Origin of the sequence: Citrobacter sp. Cpo032, from assembly GCF_030332975.1 — a bacterium.
In the GTDB taxonomy this organism is placed as follows: Bacteria; Pseudomonadota; Gammaproteobacteria; order Enterobacterales; family Enterobacteriaceae; genus Citrobacter; species Citrobacter portucalensis.
In genome coordinates this window covers 243,950-261,090 of the sequence record NZ_JAOWGU010000049.1, presented here as the reverse complement: position 1 = coordinate 261,090, position 17,141 = coordinate 243,950, and the positions used below count along the sequence as shown (strand labels likewise).

Annotated in this window: 17 protein-coding genes and 1 pseudogene; 11 read left to right on the top strand and 7 right to left on the bottom strand. The window is 46.9% G+C overall.

Translation table 11 applies throughout. From position 1 onward, the window contains the following. The first annotated feature begins 385 nt into the window (after positions 1-385). Together OGY33_RS19795 and waaZ are read left to right on the top strand one after the other, a co-directional pair. Positions 386-2,473 carry a TonB-dependent receptor gene (locus OGY33_RS19795; protein WP_191238602.1) on the top strand — a complete coding sequence of 696 codons (2,088 nt, stop codon included), beginning with the start codon at positions 386-388 and terminating at the stop codon, positions 2,471-2,473. Positions 2,474-2,832: 359 nt separating this feature from the next. Beyond that, positions 2,833-3,609, top strand: a complete 777-nt coding sequence (gene waaZ, locus OGY33_RS19790) for a 3-deoxy-D-manno-oct-2-ulosonate III transferase WaaZ (protein ID WP_191238603.1) — start codon at positions 2,833-2,835, stop codon at positions 3,607-3,609. A 31-nt stretch (positions 3,610-3,640) separates the two neighbouring features. Here the strand turns inward: waaZ and OGY33_RS19785 are convergent, their stop codons facing one another. Both OGY33_RS19785 and pdeG read right to left on the bottom strand, forming a co-directional pair. Then, positions 3,641-3,838, bottom strand: coding sequence for a hypothetical protein (locus OGY33_RS19785; protein ID WP_191238604.1), 198 nt, complete (start codon positions 3,836-3,838; stop codon positions 3,641-3,643). A 169-nt stretch (positions 3,839-4,007) separates the two neighbouring features. After that, positions 4,008-5,531: a cyclic di-3',5'-guanosine monophosphate phosphodiesterase PdeG gene (gene pdeG / locus OGY33_RS19780; RefSeq protein ID WP_191238605.1), complete on the bottom strand. Its 1,524-nt coding sequence runs from the start codon at positions 5,529-5,531 to the stop codon at positions 4,008-4,010. Positions 5,532-5,771: 240 nt separating this feature from the next. Here pdeG and OGY33_RS19775 point away from each other — a divergent pair, with 240 nt between their 5' ends. Both OGY33_RS19775 and OGY33_RS19770 read left to right on the top strand, forming a co-directional pair. Beyond that, the gene (locus OGY33_RS19775; protein WP_003832409.1) at positions 5,772-6,044 is read left to right on the top strand and encodes a hypothetical protein; all 273 of its coding nucleotides are present in this window, start codon (positions 5,772-5,774) and stop codon (positions 6,042-6,044) included. Positions 6,045-6,132: 88 nt separating this feature from the next. Further along, positions 6,133-6,252, top strand: a pseudogene (locus OGY33_RS19770) (cytochrome b); the annotation flags it as partial. 60 nt (positions 6,253-6,312) lie between these two features. Here the strand turns inward: OGY33_RS19770 and OGY33_RS19765 are convergent. From OGY33_RS19765 to icd, 3 genes are all read right to left on the bottom strand, one after another. After that, the gene (locus OGY33_RS19765) at positions 6,313-6,567 is read right to left on the bottom strand and encodes a hypothetical protein (RefSeq protein WP_003832408.1); all 255 of its coding nucleotides are present in this window, start codon (positions 6,565-6,567) and stop codon (positions 6,313-6,315) included. A 10-nt stretch (positions 6,568-6,577) separates the two neighbouring features. Further along, positions 6,578-7,063: an outer membrane beta-barrel protein gene (locus OGY33_RS19760; RefSeq protein WP_262411182.1), complete on the bottom strand. Its 486-nt coding sequence runs from the start codon at positions 7,061-7,063 to the stop codon at positions 6,578-6,580. 521 nt (positions 7,064-7,584) lie between these two features. Further along, a complete protein-coding gene (gene icd, locus OGY33_RS19755) occupies positions 7,585-8,835 on the bottom strand; it encodes an NADP-dependent isocitrate dehydrogenase (protein WP_088902426.1) in 1,251 nt (416 codons plus the stop codon). 202 nt (positions 8,836-9,037) lie between these two features. Here icd and rluE point away from each other — a divergent pair, with 202 nt between their 5' ends. From rluE to OGY33_RS19720, 7 genes are all read left to right on the top strand, one after another. Further along, positions 9,038-9,661 (top strand): 23S rRNA pseudouridine(2457) synthase RluE, encoded by a 624-nt coding sequence (rluE, locus tag OGY33_RS19750; protein ID WP_003832405.1) that lies wholly within the window; start codon positions 9,038-9,040, stop codon positions 9,659-9,661. A 44-nt stretch (positions 9,662-9,705) separates the two neighbouring features. Then, positions 9,706-10,635, top strand: coding sequence for a hypothetical protein (locus OGY33_RS19745; RefSeq protein WP_149608228.1), 930 nt, complete (start codon positions 9,706-9,708; stop codon positions 10,633-10,635). A gap of 9 nt (positions 10,636-10,644) precedes the next feature. After that, entirely contained in the window at positions 10,645-11,106 is a 462-nt protein-coding gene (locus OGY33_RS19740) for an NUDIX hydrolase (protein ID WP_008784446.1), read from the top strand. A 53-nt stretch (positions 11,107-11,159) separates the two neighbouring features. Next, positions 11,160-12,266, top strand: a complete 1,107-nt coding sequence (mnmA, locus tag OGY33_RS19735; protein WP_003832402.1) for a tRNA 2-thiouridine(34) synthase MnmA — start codon at positions 11,160-11,162, stop codon at positions 12,264-12,266. Between the two features lie 34 nt (positions 12,267-12,300). Continuing rightward, positions 12,301-12,942, top strand: coding sequence for a high frequency lysogenization protein HflD (gene hflD / locus OGY33_RS19730; RefSeq protein ID WP_191238607.1), 642 nt, complete (start codon positions 12,301-12,303; stop codon positions 12,940-12,942). Positions 12,943-12,945: 3 nt separating this feature from the next. Next, positions 12,946-14,316 carry an adenylosuccinate lyase gene (gene purB, locus OGY33_RS19725; protein ID WP_003832400.1) on the top strand — a complete coding sequence of 457 codons (1,371 nt, stop codon included), beginning with the start codon at positions 12,946-12,948 and terminating at the stop codon, positions 14,314-14,316. Between the two features lie 467 nt (positions 14,317-14,783). Beyond that, positions 14,784-15,452, top strand: coding sequence for an SOS response-associated peptidase (locus tag OGY33_RS19720; RefSeq protein WP_044702837.1), 669 nt, complete (start codon positions 14,784-14,786; stop codon positions 15,450-15,452). A gap of 304 nt (positions 15,453-15,756) precedes the next feature. Here OGY33_RS19720 and OGY33_RS19715 read toward each other — a convergent pair whose 3' ends face one another. Together OGY33_RS19715 and OGY33_RS19710 are read right to left on the bottom strand one after the other, a co-directional pair. Then, the gene (locus tag OGY33_RS19715; protein ID WP_044702835.1) at positions 15,757-15,993 is read right to left on the bottom strand and encodes a hypothetical protein; all 237 of its coding nucleotides are present in this window, start codon (positions 15,991-15,993) and stop codon (positions 15,757-15,759) included. 182 nt (positions 15,994-16,175) lie between these two features. After that, positions 16,176-17,135, bottom strand: coding sequence for a YbgA family protein (locus OGY33_RS19710; protein WP_046670535.1), 960 nt, complete (start codon positions 17,133-17,135; stop codon positions 16,176-16,178). Positions 17,136-17,141 lie beyond the last annotated feature (6 nt).

Below are 17,141 nucleotides of genomic sequence, written 5' to 3'. Positions count from 1 at the left end.
GTCGTTAAGCAGTCTCCTGGGGAAGGGATTATGGCGGACAGAAATGATGAAAAAAATGATGCGGCGCAGAAAAGTATGACGATTTTCTAAAATTATCATACTTTTTTCTGATACTCCGTTATGAGTACGATGTGAATCTCAGAAAATAGATTAATCCCTCGCCATTTATTCACAGGAATATTAATCCCGAACTAATAATTGCCTGTGCGGACTATTGGCCCTTCCTGCTAATTCCTTATCTAAAACTCATGACAATTTATGTATATTTATTCAAGAAAAACACCAGAAGTGACAAGTTATGTAAATTTGTAATGATAATTATTTGTATTATCATTTCCATCAATTATCTTACTGCCTTTGAATTTTTAACAAAGGAAGTTTGACTATGCGTTTAAAACCTGTTGCCTCTGTCGTTCTGTCCTGTTTAGGATTTTCCAGCCCCCTGGTATTTGCTGAAGATGTCATGGTGGTAACCGCTTCTGGTTATGAAAAGAAAATCACCAATGCCGCCGCCAGCGTCTCTGTTATTTCGCAGCAAGAGTTACAAACCAATAAATATAATGACTTAGGTGAAGCCCTGCGTTCTGTTGAAGGGGTAGATGTTGAAAGCAGCACCGGTAAAACCGGCGGTCTGGAGATCAGCATCCGTGGCATGCCTGCCAGCTATACCTTGATCCTGATTGACGGTATTCGTCAAAACGGCAGCAGCGACGTAACGCCAAACGGTTTCTCTGCCATGAATACCAGCTTTATGCCCCCGCTGGCGGCGATCGATCATATTGAGGTGATCCGCGGCCCGATGTCGACGCTTTATGGGTCCGACGCAATCGGTGGCGTGGTGAATATCATCACCAAAAAAAGCACCGATAAATGGAGCACTTCCATCAATACCGGCGTTAACCTGCAAGAGAGTAATAAATGGGGTAACAGTACCGTTGCCAACTTCTGGTCAAGTGGCCCGTTAATCGCGGGCGTACTGGATATGCAGGTTCGGGGGAGCACAACCCAGCGTCAGGGTTCCAGCGTCACCTCCCTCAGCGATACCTCCTCCACCCGCGTACCTTATCCTACCGAATCGGAAAACTACAATATCGGTACGCGCTTCGACTGGAAAACCAATGAGAACAATACGCTGTGGTTAGATCTCGATTCCGCCAGACAGCGCTATGACAACGATGACGGGCAGTTGGGCAACCTGACAGGGGGGTATGATAAAACGCTACGCTATGAGCGTAACAAAGTGACCCTCGGCCACGATACAGCCTTAACGTTCGGCACCTGGAAATCCTCCCTCGGCTGGAATGAAACCGAAAACAAAGGCCGGCAATTGGTAACTTCCGCACTCACACCAGAGAACGCTGGCCGGGCCGGTGACGCACGTGAACTAAAGAACACCAACGTCATTCTTGACTCAGTGCTGCTGACGCCATTAGGTGATTCGCACCTCTTAACCCTTGGCGGAGAATACTGGGATGCCCGGATGAAAGATGGTGTGGTACTGGCCAATACCGGCGAGACGTTCCATCAAAAAACGTGGGCAGCCTATGCGGAAGATGAATGGCATATTCTCGACTCGCTGGCCTTAACCGCAGGAACACGCTATGAGCATAACGATGTCTTTGGCGGTCATCTCAGCCCGCGTGCCTATATGGTCTGGGACGCATCCGACGAATGGACCCTCAAAGGCGGCGTAACGACAGGTTATAAAGCACCATCACTAAGCCAGTTGCATAACGGGATCAGCGGTGTAACCGCGCAGGGAACGGTGAATACGGTCGGTAACCCGGACCTCAAACCTGAGGAAAGTATCAGCTACGAAACCGGGCTGTATTACGAGAACGACGCCGGGCTTAACGCCAACATTACCGGCTTCTATACCGAATACAAAAATAAAATTGTCTCATATTCTATCGATGATAATACCAACAGCTATACCAACAGCGGCAAGGCAAGGACCGATGGCGTTGAATTTGCCAGCACCTTCCCTCTATGGTCGGATGTGCTGACCTTATCTCTCAACTACACCTACACTCAGAGCAAGCAAAAAGATGGTGAAAATAAAGGCGCGCCATTAAGTTACACTCCAAAACATATGGCTAACGCCCGTCTGAACTGGCAGGCAACGGAAGATATGAACGCCTGGCTCAGCGCACGTTATCGCGGCAAAGCCCCACGCTTTACCGAAAATTACGACAACCTTAGCGCGGTACAAAAGGCCGTCTATGACGATAAAGGCGCTGATTTAAAAGCCTGGACCGTTGTCGACATGGGGATGTCTTATAAGCTGACCAAAGATCTGACGCTTAATACGGCGGTTAATAACGTGCTGGATAAAGACTTTAGTGAGGTCAAATTGTATCAGGTGGGGCGTAATAGTACTTACGCAGGTGATTACTATCAAACGGCGCAATCCACTACCGGATACGTAAACCCTGGTCGTAACTACTGGGTATCTTTAAATTATCAGTTCTAATTTTATAAGACCCTGTTGGTCGAACTATCACGTGCATCCCATCCAGCCGGTATCATTCAGAATAATATCCTGAATGATTTCATAGAGTCGCCTTACAAAGGCGACTCACATCTTCTTCTAACCGCATCCCTAATTCATTTATCCCAACATAAACCTAATCGCCTTGTCCATAGCACGGTACATTCATAAACGCCATGAATTATATTCATTCAGAATAATTACCATGAGTCATAATTACCTTTCGTATTTTTATGAATTCATTCATCAAATTTATATAATAAAAGTCAACATTATTACTGATTTGAAAGCCCATAAGGAAAGTGGTAACATTTGCAAAAATAATATTCATGGTAAAAGCAATGATTATCACACACAATATATTAAATAAGATAATGGAAAATAGAACTTCCGATGATTGCATTATTTACCTGTCCGGACCATCATCATTGGACACTCCATTAAGTAGAATGCGCGATAAAAATTTTATTTGCGTAAACGGAAGTGCCGGTCATTTAATCGACAACAACATCCCTATTTTTATCTATGTTGTTTGTGATGGCTCATTTTATGAAAACAATAAAGACTTATTTCATAAGTATTCCTCCTATGCTCAGCATACCTTTATTAGTGAAGATGTTATTAAAAGAGCTGATTCAACAGAGGCAGAGTACTTGCTCAACACATGTTTTCTGTTAAAGGACATTTGCAAATCCAGAGGTGGTATCGGTAGAAAGATTCGCTATAAAATAAAAACAATGACTAACAGGAATCTTCGAATTAAATGTTCTGCATTCAGAAAAGTGAAAACAATTGCATTTTCAACTAATGTAACACATGGCCATTTTGGTAGTGCTACGGTCGCATTTAGCGCGTTACAAATAGCCATTAGTCTAAAGTTTGAAAGAATAATTTTTTCCGGTTTAGATTTGAAAGGTAGCTGTAAACGGTTTTACAATGAAGTTAACGCCCAACCCACGACTCTCCCCGCTGATCTTAGCTTTATATTAAGGTCATTTTCTTATGTAAGTAGCCACTATGACGGTAAGATCTACAATCTTTCCCCACAAACTGCTATTCCCTACGATGTTATTCCGTTCATCAATACAGAAGAAGTAGCTTGTTCCAGCTCCTACTAGCAATACAGCAATGATAAGAATATTTAAACAATCAATACAAAAACACCCCTTCCTGCACCATTAGGTACAATGCCAAAGTAATAACCCCGACGATACCGCCTAAAAATAGTACTGCGGCAATCGCAAGCTGGTTGCGATTTGTGTACTTCGCTTTGCTTCGCACATCCAACTTATTTTTCGCCGCTCTGTGACTTGAATCACGCTCCATCGCGAATGTTATATCTGCCATACCATTATCCAGTTGCTGTATTTGAAAACATAGATAACCACCACATCGATAAGGGTATAGATTTTAAATAACAGAATCTGAGATTTGTCTCACGATAAAGATAATCGTCGGATTTTTGCTACCGAAACAGATTTTATGCTCCCTTTTCATCAATAAGGTTATCTTGTATTTATTCGACAAAAACCTTCACTTTAGGCTTTGACAGCAGAATCATGACGAACTCAGTGAAGGTTACTGGTTTATAGAAATAGTACCCTTGTAGGAAAACAATGTTGTTTTTGTTGAGATAATCAAGCTGGGCCTTCGTTTCAACCCCTTCTGCAACGATGCTTAAAGATAGTTTACGAGCCAGATCGAGGACACAATCCAAAATTCGGGTTGAATCGGGAAGCTCATTTACCCTCCCCACAAAGCTCTGATCGATTTTAATGTAATCAATGTGCAGGTCATGCAAATAAGAAAGCCCAGAATAGCCCGTACCAAAATCATCCAGCGCAATCACAAAGCCATTCTCATGCAGGATATTGAGCCTCTGCACAAGATCTTCATCCACATCTAACGGCTCGCGCTCAGTAACTTCGATTACCAGATTGAGGTCATCTCGGTTAAAACTATCCCTGTAATGCAGGCACTCCTGCACGAATGTAGGGGATGTGATATGGGATGCGCTGAAGTTAATGCCGACATGGAAGCCGGATGGCAGTTTGCTGACAATGGCGTTCATGTTTTCCGCGACCTGCCTCATCAGGCTTTGAGTTAGTGGCACTATCAGGCCTGATTTTTCAGCGACGGGAATGAAGGAAGCAGGAGAGATATACCCGGCCTTAGGATGTTTCCATCGGGCCAGCACTTCAACTCCGCGTAACGTCCCCTCGCGACCATTTACGATAGGTTGATAAAAAGGGACGATCTCTCCTTTTACTATCGCCCTGCGCAACGTTTCTTCAGGGGTATCGTTCTTGTTCAGATACTTATCAATGGCATAAGCGGCTGCAAAAGACATTAACAGGATAAAAACCAGAATCCCTGAACCCTGTGTAACCAGTCTTTTTGCACTAAACAGTGGCGGTTTATTATAAATAATACTGAACGGATACTTTGCGGAATTAACTTGACCAGACGCACGTGCGCTTGTTGTAACGGTTTTCACATCGCCCAATAAACCAAGTACGTTGTCACCCACCAGCAATGAGTATGCTACTCCCTTTAACGGAACTTTCAGAGCCCCTCGAATATGCACCCCACTAATAGTGACAATAATACGACTGGTTTGAAAACGAGTTTGATACAGCAGAACAGGTATCTCGTTTTCCGTATTTCTTGCGGGAGTCAGCAACAGATTTGTATCAGCAATTACGGGGATTTGCTTAAGTAAAATCCTATTCCCCGGCAATGACGTACACCAAACCCTCCCCTGCCGGATAATGATCAGCGTTCGCAAATGAGGGCGAAGTGCAGCTTCGGTTCCAAGTTGGTATTGTCCCTCCAGATCGCATTTTTTTTCAGCAATATGCCTGGCGGTGCGGGTTGCCTGGAAAGCTTCATCAAGTATGTTATCCATATTTTTCGCGGCATATCTGGCTCCTCCAAGGGTTTCTGTCGAAGATGAATACCAAAGCTGCATATTAAGAATAAAAACACCGATCAAAAAAAGACACACCGCAGCGGTTACCGGTAAAAGTACTTTGCGCATTCTCATGTCCTGTAGCGAAAACTATCAGTCGTTGCGATGAGCATTGACGTGTTCTAATTTATCTCTACAGAGCATGGTAGACAGAAACAAAAGTCGCCATGCGTCCAGTCACATTTCCTCAATAACAACGTAACTTACTAATTTATTGATAAAATCATTACTGAAATTTGCAGTACAAAACCGGCGTTGCACCTCATCCAATTTTGCTATCATAGGAATGCACTAATAAGAGGTAATCAAATGAAAATCTTTATCACTGACAATGACGGGCACCTGATTCCTGTTGACGGAAAAAGCGTTGTCATCGAATTGAATAGTGGCGGAACCATCGAGATCGCCGAGGAGTACAGCCGGGACGATGTTCCTGAAGGCATTAATCTGTGGGGCGGACGAGAACCCTCCCCTTCACTCTCTTTCGAGGAAATCAAAGCCAGAACAGAAGGCCTGGGCGTTTATCCCATCGCAGCCAACGCTCTGCATGTATTTCCGTACAAACTTTCATCAAAAGAATGATCGCACACAGCAGACGAAGCGTTTTTCTCAAACCAAAGTAAGGCCATGGTTATCATAAAAAACTCTGGCTTTGGGGGGAAGTCAGCTCGCCGATATCTGCTACTTTCTAATTGCAGCCCATGCCGGCGCTGCATTATTTCATCACTATATACAGAAGGATAATACGCTTTTGAGAGTGAAGACTGAGCATAACCATTTGAATAATTAATAAATGATTAAAATATCAAGAACATAAGCACTCAAGACCGTATGTGCGTGTTCTTAAATATTAATCGTCATCATGATGCTTATGTTTCTTGTGATCACTCATAGCCTCTTTGAAAGCATCCGCTTGTGTATTAGCGGCCTGCAGTCGACTCATATTAGCACTGTAATTATTCCAATATTCTTTTTCTTCGTGATAACAAACATCACGGCTAATTCCCTTCGCTTCGCACTTTGCTAAGCGTTGTTCTTCTGATACACAACCAGACATCAATGAAACAGCAGAAAACGCAACCAATATTATCATTAATTTATTCATATAAATAACCTTAGAATGTCCAGCCGGCGCCGACTACAATACTATTAGCTTGTGCGCCAAAGACCTTAGAACCTTCATAGCCTGCATCAACAGTGAAACCTGCAATGGGGGTAAACTGAATACCAGCGCCATAGGCAAAACCTGTAGAAGTGTCAGTTTCACCATTAGCTTTGATCGCACCTCTCCCAATACCCGCCATTACATAAGGTTTTACCACATCATTTACTTTATAACTTGCGCCGACTAATGCAGAACCATAACCACGATCTATATCATTATCGTCATTTGCTGAAATGGTTAAGGATGTCATAACACCAAAATCACTCTCATCTGGGGTATAACCATATTTAGCGTTAAAACCATTAAGGTTCTGTCCATCTGTCCGGGTATGTACATAACCGCCGGTGACTACGCTTTCTCCTGCATAAACTGTCATAGCAAAACATAATGTAACAGCCACTAAACCTGTTTTTAAACTTAGCTTTTTAATAACCATTTTCATCATCAACTAATAGTAAGTAACACACATAATAAGGAATCATGCTTTGAATTTTATTTCTCAAGCATGTTGCCAACAGAAAAACAGAAAGGTAAAAAAACATCAATCGGAGAAAATGTTCTTTTTTGGACATTACTAATATTCAGAATAATCAACTGTTATAACACACTGATAAAAATGAATTTAAAATTAGGATAAAAAATCTTAAAACGCTTTTTCCTTGTAAATATTTCCGATATTTTTCTTGTTTTTAAAATGATTATTTCCCATCTAATAATCAATAAGATACAAACACCACTCAATTATAGTTAGTTCTCATACCCGAATAGAGTTAAATAAAGAAATATTGACAGCCATGGAAATTATTATCAAAAAATAAAATTGTAATGGCAAAGATAAAAATTTGTTCTTCAGTGCTATTTAAATGAGTTTAATAGTATGAGCGCCAGGAAAGCATTTTGCAGGTAAAAAAAACGGGAACCTCTCGGCTCCCGTTCTCATACAACCCAAGATCTGGATTACATGTTTTCGATGATCGCGTCACCAAACTCTGAACATTTCAGCAGCTTAGCGCCTTCCATCAGACGTTCGAAGTCATAGGTTACGGTCTTGGCGTTGATTGCGCCTTCCATACCTTTAACAATCAGGTCAGCCGCTTCGACCCAACCCATGTGGCGTAACATCATTTCAGCAGACAGAATGATGGAACCTGGGTTCACTTTATCCTGACCTGCATACTTCGGTGCAGTACCGTGGGTTGCTTCGAACAGAGCGCATTCGTCACCGATGTTTGCACCCGGCGCGATACCAATACCACCAACCTGTGCGGCCAACGCATCGGAGATGTAGTCACCGTTCAGGTTCATACAGGCAATCACGTCATACTCAGCCGGGCGCAGCAGGATCTGTTGCAGGAACGCATCGGCGATAACGTCCTTAACCACGATCTCTTTACCGGTTTTCGGGTTCTTGATTTTCACCCATGGACCGCCGTCGATCAGTTCACCACCGAATTCTTCACGCGCTAACTGGTAACCCCAGTCTTTGAACGCGCCTTCGGTGAACTTCATGATGTTGCCTTTGTGTACCAGGGTAACTGAATCACGATCGTTGGCGATGGCGTATTCAATCGCTGCACGTACCAGACGTTTAGTCCCTTCTTCAGAACACGGTTTGATACCAATGCCGCAATGTTCCGGGAAGCGGATTTTCTTCACGCCCATCTCTTCGCGCAGGAATTTAATCACTTTCTCAGCATCGGCAGAGTCAGCTTTCCACTCAATACCCGCGTAGATGTCTTCGGAGTTTTCGCGGAAGATGACCATGTCGGTCAGTTCAGGGTGTTTAACCGGGCTTGGTGTGCCCTGATAATAACGCACCGGACGCAGGCAGACATACAGGTCAAGTTCCTGACGCAGAGCTACGTTCAGAGAGCGAATACCGCCGCCAACAGGAGTGGTCAGAGGGCCTTTAATGGCAACACGATATTCACGAATCAGATCTAAGGTTTCAGCAGGCAGCCAGACGTCCTGGCCATAAACCTGAGTGGATTTCTCGCCGGTGTAGATTTCCATCCAGGAGATTTTACGCTCGCCTTTATAGGCTTTCTCGACAGCAGCATCGACAACTTTGATCATCGGTGGGGTTACATCAACGCCGATACCGTCGCCTTCAATGAACGGGATAATCGGATTTTCAGGAACGTTGAGTTTGCCGTTTTGCAGGGTGATCTTCTTACCTTCCGCCGGAACAACTACTTTGCTTTCCATTCACCTCTCCTTCGAGCGCTTCTGGTTCTGCTCGTCTGTCATCACGCTGCATGTGCGTTTGCGTCCTGCTACACGGATGCGTTAGAGCAACTTTTTGTTAATGATTTGTAATGAGCGTGTCAATACTACCCTATTGTTCGCCGCCATGAAAGACACTCGTTCTTAGGCTATAATGCGGCAATTGATATAATCTGAAAATACCATGCAAAAAACTTCTTTTAGAAATCACCGGGTTGAGCGATTCAGCTCACGACAAGTCACTAAGCAGCGTAAAGAAAACCAGCCAAAACGCGTGGTTTTGTTCAATAAACCCTACGATGTTTTGCCACAATTTACTGACGAGGCTGGCAGAAGCACGTTAAAAGATTTTATTCCCGTGCCGGGAATTTATGCGGCGGGCCGACTCGACCGGGACAGCGAAGGGCTTTTGGTGCTGACCAATGACGGCGCTCTGCAGGCGCGGTTAACGCAACCCGGTAAGCGTACCGGGAAAATTTATTACGTCCAGGTTGAAGGTGAGCCGACAGCAGAAGCGCTGGACGCCCTGCGTAACGGAGTAACGCTCAATGATGGCCCCACTCTACCCGCAGGCATTGAAGTAGTGGAGGAACCCGTATGGCTGTGGCCGAGAAATCCACCGATTCGGGAACGGAAAAACATTCCCACCAGCTGGTTGAAAGTTACCTTATATGAAGGTCGCAACCGTCAGGTACGTCGTATGACAGCGCATGTTGGATTTCCTACGCTGCGCCTCATCCGCTATGCCATGGGGGATTACACGCTGGAAAATCTTGCTAACGGCGAGTGGCGGGAACTGAAATCGTAACCGTACGGTTTAACGTGAGTGTTAACAGGGAAGAATGAAAAAAAATGGATAAGCAGCTTTTTGCAGCATTCATCCTGCTCGGCGTGTCACCGTTTTGTTCAGCAAAACTGGACTGTGAGACAATTGCCGGAACAGCAGCCGGAGAGGCAAACTACCTTTATGAGTCTGCCAAAGTAAAAACCGACTCACGCCTGCATTTCTATTCTGCACCAGCAACAGAGTGTCAACTCCCCGCGTTCATGGTCAATGGCGACACCGTCGAGGTACTCAGGAGTTCACAGCGCTACAAAAGCACGGGCATGCTTTCCAAAGATGAGCCTTATCGTTACGTACGTTATCGGGACGCTAAAGGAGCCTTCGCCACCGGCTGGGTCTCGGTAGATGGATTAACGCCGTTATCCAGTCCGCTTGCAGTAAGCGCGTCTTGCCAGACATGGGCAAATAAAGCGATGTCGCAGCGCGGGTTCTTACCCTCCTCCTCCGCAAACCACTATCAGGTAACAGGAGACACCCGCGCATGGTTCTATGCGATGCCAACCGAACAGTGTCGCAGCCCGTCCGTATTTTTAGTGCCCGGCGACCTCGTCTCTGTACAAGAACAATCCAACGATGATTTTATGGAAGCGGTCTATTACACCACCGATCGCCAAATTATACGCGGTTGGTTAAAAAAGTCGCAGTTACAGGCTATAAACAGCGGTGACCACTATCGCGACGACATCAACCCGCTGTCGACAGAAAAAGCAACGAGAGTCGCCACCCTTGGGCTACGTCACGACCACGAATGTATCTTTTATGAAAGCTGGAATGCTAAAAAGGCCATTGAGATTATCGTGCGCGAGGATCATCAAACCGCATTGTGCCGTGGAGGGGCCGACCCACAAACGTCACCTCCCGTGGCTTATATCAGTATCGACAAGGCCAGCGGTGAAATTAGCTGGCCAGATGTTACCGAAGGATTTGCTGAGGAATAAGGGGAAAACATGTTCAAACCGCACGTCACGGTCGCCTGCATTGTGCATGCAGAAGATAAATTCTTAGTCGTTGAAGAAACGATCAATGGTAAAGCCTTGTGGAATCAACCCGCAGGACACCTGGAAGCCGATGAAACGCTGGTGCAAGCCGCAGCACGCGAACTGTGGGAAGAAACGGGCATTAAAGCGCAGCCACAGCATTTCATTCGTATGCATCAATGGATTGCGCCAGACAGAACGCCCTTTTTGCGTTTTCTTTTCTCTATCGAGCTTGCCAATATGTGCGCTACAGAACCCCATGACAGCGATATAGATTGCTGTCGTTGGGTCAGCGCAGAAGAGATTTTCTCTGCGCCAAACCTGCGTTCGCCGTTGGTTGCAGAGAGTATTCGCTGTTATCAGAGCGGACAGCGCTACCCACTGGCCATGATCGGCGAATTTAACTGGCCGTTTACAGAGGGTGTCAAGTAAAGGGCTGCGTGCTAGAATATGCCGCCTTGAAGTTCAATGTCGTGAGTATTCCTATGTCTGAAAGCCCAAAAAAAGTGATCGTCGGCATGTCCGGCGGTGTCGATTCCTCCGTTTCTGCCTGGCTGTTACAACAACAGGGCTATCAGGTAGAAGGCCTGTTCATGAAGAACTGGGAAGAGGACGATGGCGAGGAATACTGCACAGCGGCCGCCGACCTTGCGGATGCGCAGGCTGTCTGTGACAAACTCGGCATTGAACTGCATACCGTCAACTTTGCCGCAGAATACTGGGACAACGTCTTTGAACTGTTCCTTGAAGAGTACAAAGCGGGCCGTACGCCAAACCCGGATATTCTGTGCAATAAAGAAATTAAGTTTAAAGCCTTCCTTGAGTTTGCCGCCGAAGATTTAGGTGCCGATTACATCGCCACCGGTCACTACGTGCGTCGCGCGGATGTCGACGGCAAAAGCCGCCTGCTGCGTGGGCTCGATGGCAATAAAGACCAGAGTTATTTCCTCTATACGCTCGGCCATGAGCAAATCGCACAAAGCCTGTTCCCGGTCGGTGAACTGGAAAAACCACAGGTGCGTAAAATTGCCGAAGATCTTGGTCTGATCACGGCCAAGAAAAAAGACTCCACCGGCATCTGCTTCATTGGCGAACGTAAGTTCCGCGAGTTTCTTGGTCGTTACCTGCCGGCTCAGCCAGGCAAAATCATCACCGTTGACGGCGAAGAGATTGGCCAGCACCAGGGGCTGATGTACCACACTTTAGGTCAGCGTAAAGGTCTGGGTATTGGCGGAACGAAAGAAGGGACAGAAGATCCATGGTATGTGGTGGATAAAGACGTTGAGAACAACATTCTGGTTGTCGCTCAGGGGCATGAACATCCACGTCTGATGTCCGTTGGCCTGGTGGCGCAACAGCTGCATTGGGTCGATCGCGAACCGTTCACCGGCACCATGCGCTGTACGGTGAAAACCCGCTATCGTCAGACCGACATTCCGTGCACCGTTAAGGCACTGGATGCAGAGCGTATTGAAGTCATTTTCGACGAGCCAGTCGCGGCGGTCACGCCGGGTCAGTCGGCTGTCTTTTACAATGGCGAAGTGTGCCTCGGCGGCGGCATTATCGAACAACGATTGCCTCTGCCGGTATAATTACTTACACATTTGATACAAGGAAGCAGTGAACGTGGCAAAGAATTATTATGACATCACCCTCGCCCTGGCAGGCATTTGTCAGTCGGCACGCCTGGTGCAGGAACTGGCGCACCAGGGGCATTGTGATGCCGATGCATTACACGTTTCACTGAACAGTGTCATCGACATGAATCCCAGCTCTACGCTGGGCGTGTTTGGCGGCAGCGAAGCCAACCTGCGTCTTGGCCTTGAAACGCTGCTTGGCGTGCTGAACGCCAGCAGTCGTCAGGGGCTGAACGCGGAACTCACCCGCTATACGCTAAGCCTGATGGTGCTGGAGCGTAAGCTGTCAGCGGCCAAGGGCGCTATGGACACGCTGGGAGACCGTGTTAGCGGCTTGCAGCGCCAGCTGGACCATTTTGATTTGCAGTCAGAAACGTTGATGAGTGCGATGGCTGGCATTTATGTTGACGTCATCAGCCCACTCGGCCCGCGTATTCAGGTCACGGGTTCTCCGGCCATCCTTCAGAGCCCACAGGTACAGGCTAAAGTACGCGCTTCGCTGCTGGCTGGCATCCGTGCTGCCGTGCTCTGGCATCAGGTTGGTGGAGGCCGTCTGCAACTCATGTTTTCTCGTAATCGCCTGACGACTCAGGCAAAACAAATTCTTGCTCATTTAACCCCGGAGTTGTGATCTATGGAATTATCCTCACTGACCGCCGTTTCCCCTGTCGATGGACGCTACGGCGATAAAGTCAGCGCGCTGCGCGGGATTTTCAGCGAATACGGTTTGCTGAAATTCCGTGTACAGGTTGAAGTACGCTGGCTGCAAAAACTGGCCGCGCACGCAGCGATCAAGGAAGTTCCTGCTTTTGCTGCCGACGCAATCGGTTTCCTTGATGCGATCGTCGCTAACTTCAATGAAGAAGATGCTGCGCGCATCAAAACCATTGAGCGTACGACCAACCATGATGTGAAGGCAGTTGAGTATTTCCTGAAAGAGAAAGTGGCGGATATCCCGGAACTGCATGCCGTTTCCGAATTTATCCACTTTGCGTGTACCTCAGAAGACATCAACAACCTGTCTCACGCGCTGATGCTGAAAACCGCACGCGACGAAGTGGTTCTGCCGTACTGGCGTAAGCTTATCGACGCGGTGAAAGATCTGTCTGTACAGTATCGCGATATTCCTCTGCTCTCCCGTACCCACGGTCAGCCAGCCACCCCGTCTACGCTAGGCAAAGAAATGGCTAACGTGGCTTACCGTATGGAGCGTCAGTATCGTCAGCTCAACCAGGTTGAAATTCTTGGTAAGATCAATGGTGCAGTCGGTAACTATAACGCCCACATCGCCGCTTACCCGGAAGTTGACTGGCATCAGTTCAGCGAAGAGTTTGTCACCTCGCTGGGCATCCAGTGGAACCCGTACACCACGCAGATTGAGCCGCACGACTACATTGCCGAGCTGTTTGACTGCATCGCCCGTTTCAACACTATCCTGATCGACTTTGACCGCGATGTCTGGGGTTACGTGGCGCTGAACCATTTCAAACAGAAAACCATTGCGGGTGAAATCGGCTCTTCCACCATGCCGCACAAAGTTAACCCCATTGATTTCGAAAACTCCGAGGGTAACCTGGGTCTGTCTAACGCGGTACTGCAGCATCTGGCAAGCAAACTGCCGGTCTCCCGTTGGCAGCGTGACCTGACTGACTCTACCGTTCTGCGTAACCTGGGCGTAGGCATTGGCTATGCGCTGATCGCGTATCAGTCCACACTGAAAGGCGTGAGCAAACTGGAAGTGAACCGCGATCATCTGCTGGATGAACTGGACCATAACTGGGAAGTTCTGGCAGAGCCGATTCAGACCGTGATGCGTCGCTACGGTATTGAGAAGCCGTACGAAAAGCTGAAAGAGCTGACCCGCGGTAAGCGCGTTGACGCCGAAGGTATGAAGCAGTTTATCGACGGTCTGGCGCTGCCGGAAGAAGAGAAAACTCGCCTGAAAGCAATGACGCCTGCCAATTATATTGGTCGTGCCATCACCATGGTTGATGAACTGAAGTAATCTGTTTGATGCCGGAGCGCGCTTGCACCTGTTCCGGTATTTCGTTCATATCGTAGTAAGCCGGAATGCATCAGCGTTTCCGGCTTTTTTATTGCCCACGAGATTATCCCTTTGCCCGGTTTATTAAATGTTTATCCCCACAGCCACATAATCAGCGTTAGACTATAAAATTGATTTTGTAAAATTAGCAAATACAGTTAATTATCATAAAATCAATTAGTTAATAAAAAACCATCTTAGACAATTGCGGGCAATATGAGTCATTTCATCGCCCCAAATCATGCCCCAAGCTAATTTTTGCCCCCAAATTTGCCCCAAAAAAGTAAAAATGGGTAGTGGTCTATCTGCCATTTAGCAACCTCGAGAAGCTAAAAGCCATAATGGAATATTGGTGGTGTGGAGCTTCAAATCCTATCGTTCTACTCAATATCCTATACTTTCAGTCTGACAGTTGGCTGGAGGTTTCTATGTGTGGACGCTTTTCACAGTCAATGACACGTGAGGACTATCTCGCCCTGCTCGCTGAAGAAGCTGAACGTGATATCCCATATGACCCTGAACCGATCGGGCGATTCAACGTGGCGCCAGGCACCAAAGTTCTGCTGCTGAGCGAACGTGACGAGAAACTTCATCTTGATCCAGTTATCTGGGGATACGCCCCCGGGTGGTGGGATAAACCACCGCTAATTAACGCACGCTCTGAAACTGCGGCTAACAGCAGAATGTTTAAACCACTCTGGCAACATGGTCGCGCAATTTGCTTTGCCGATGGCTGGTTTGAGTGGAAAAAGGTAGGTGACAAGAAGCAACCCTACTTCATTCATCAAGCCGATGGTCAGCCAATATTCATGGCGGCAATTGGCAGCACACCATTTGAACGTGGAGATGAAGCAGAAGGTTTTCTGATAGTGACGGCTACTGCCGATAAAGGACTGGTAGATATTCACGACAGGCGACCGTTGGTACTGTCACCAGATGCTGCTCGCGAGTGGATGAGGCAGGACATTGGAGGGAAAGAAGCTGCGGAAATTGCGACCGACGGTTCCATGCCGGCTGATAAATTTATATGGCACGCCGTGACACGTGCCGTTGGGAATGTGAAAAATCAGGGCTCACAGTTAATCCAGCAAATATGACGCAGCATTATATCGCCAATATCATAGCAACCATTTGATATAATTGAAATTATCACGCTTTTACTTTCAATAACATTTAGTGGTTATCTTTTACAACTCATTGATTATCTAAATTTTGATTTTAGTTTTAGAGAAGCGTTTTCGCCAAAAATCCAAGTTTTGCCGCCGGCACATTCAACACGCTACCACTACTGGCAAACCTCGATGATAAAGCTTTTACTGCCGATGAGGTCCGCTATGAGCGAGGAGCGGACGTCGTAGAGACATGAGAATAAGAGCGGCTAGGTTGTGGATTTTGTGCTTTTTACTCCCATCCCATTTCTTTGTAGGTCTTACTATCCTGTTCAGGGAAATCAGTTTGATATTCACCCCAATTACGGAACGTATAATATTTTTTCATTGCTTCAAGGTGCGAGTCTGCATCACATGTCCACACTAATCTGTAGTCCAGATCCAGCAATTTCCGAGCAGAGTCTCCCAGTGGACCGGCAAGACAAAACAAATCTAAACCAGCTTCATTTGTCCACAGCTCGTGCTTCATAATTTTATCCCCATGGACTGCCATCCATGAATTAATATATCACGATGTTAGCAACGTCCGCTCCTGGCACGAAGCGGACCAGGTCACTGAGCTGAAGGTCCGCTGTGAGCGTTAAACGGAAATTAAAGGGGGCGAACACGACATTAATTATCATGCTGCTCGGTTCAGCTTATCAGGCATGATTAATTAACATTCAGTCGCAATGCTAAATCCTGCGGATAGGGATCAAAGTAATTCTGCGTCAGCAGGTAGTCGTCCGGGTATTCCACCAGATAATGTTTAAGCAGCGTCATCGGGGCCAGGATAGGCAGTATCCCTGCGCGATAATTGAGGATAACCTCGCGCAACTCGCCGCGCTGGCGCATTGTTAATTGATTACGGAAGTACCCCTGAATGTGCATCAGCACGTTAGTGTGGTTTTTACGTGAGGCAGGTTTCTTCAGGATTGTCATTAATTTATCGCGGTAGACCGCAAAGAAAGCCTCCAGATCGTCCCATTCATGCAGTGATGCGACAAATGGGCCAATTTCCCGGTATCCGGCCTGATGGTGAGCCAGCAATTGCAGTTTATAACGGCTATGAAAATTCAGTAGCGCCCGCCGCGTCAGGCCATTTTTGCACAGCGTATGGAGCTCATGTAGCGCGAAAACCCGTTCGACGAAGTTTTCACGCAGAACCGGATCGTGCAGCCGTCCATCCTCTTCAACCGGCAGCCACGGATATTTCTCCATCAGCGCGGCTGTAAAAACTCCCACCCCGTCTTTGCGCCCGCGATTACCTTTTTCATCATATAAACGCACTCGTTCCATGCCACAGCTGGGGGATTTGGCACAGACGATAAAACCCGACAGTGTGTCCAACCCTGACAGATAGCTCAGACAAAAGTCAGCCATTTTGTCGGTAACGTCTTCGTGAGGTGCGTGGCTAAAACGCATGCGAATATCCCCGATAGTTGTTTGTACGAGGCGCAACGCCGGTCGTGGGACAGGCAAGCCTATCGCCATCTCCGGACAAACAGGCTGGAAAGTCACCCAACGGGCCAGTTTCACCATCGCAAACTCTGCCCGCTTATGCCCGCCGTCAAATCGGACGGCAGACCCCGTTAAACAGCCGCTGATCCCAACGATGGGTTGCGTTTTCATGGCGTC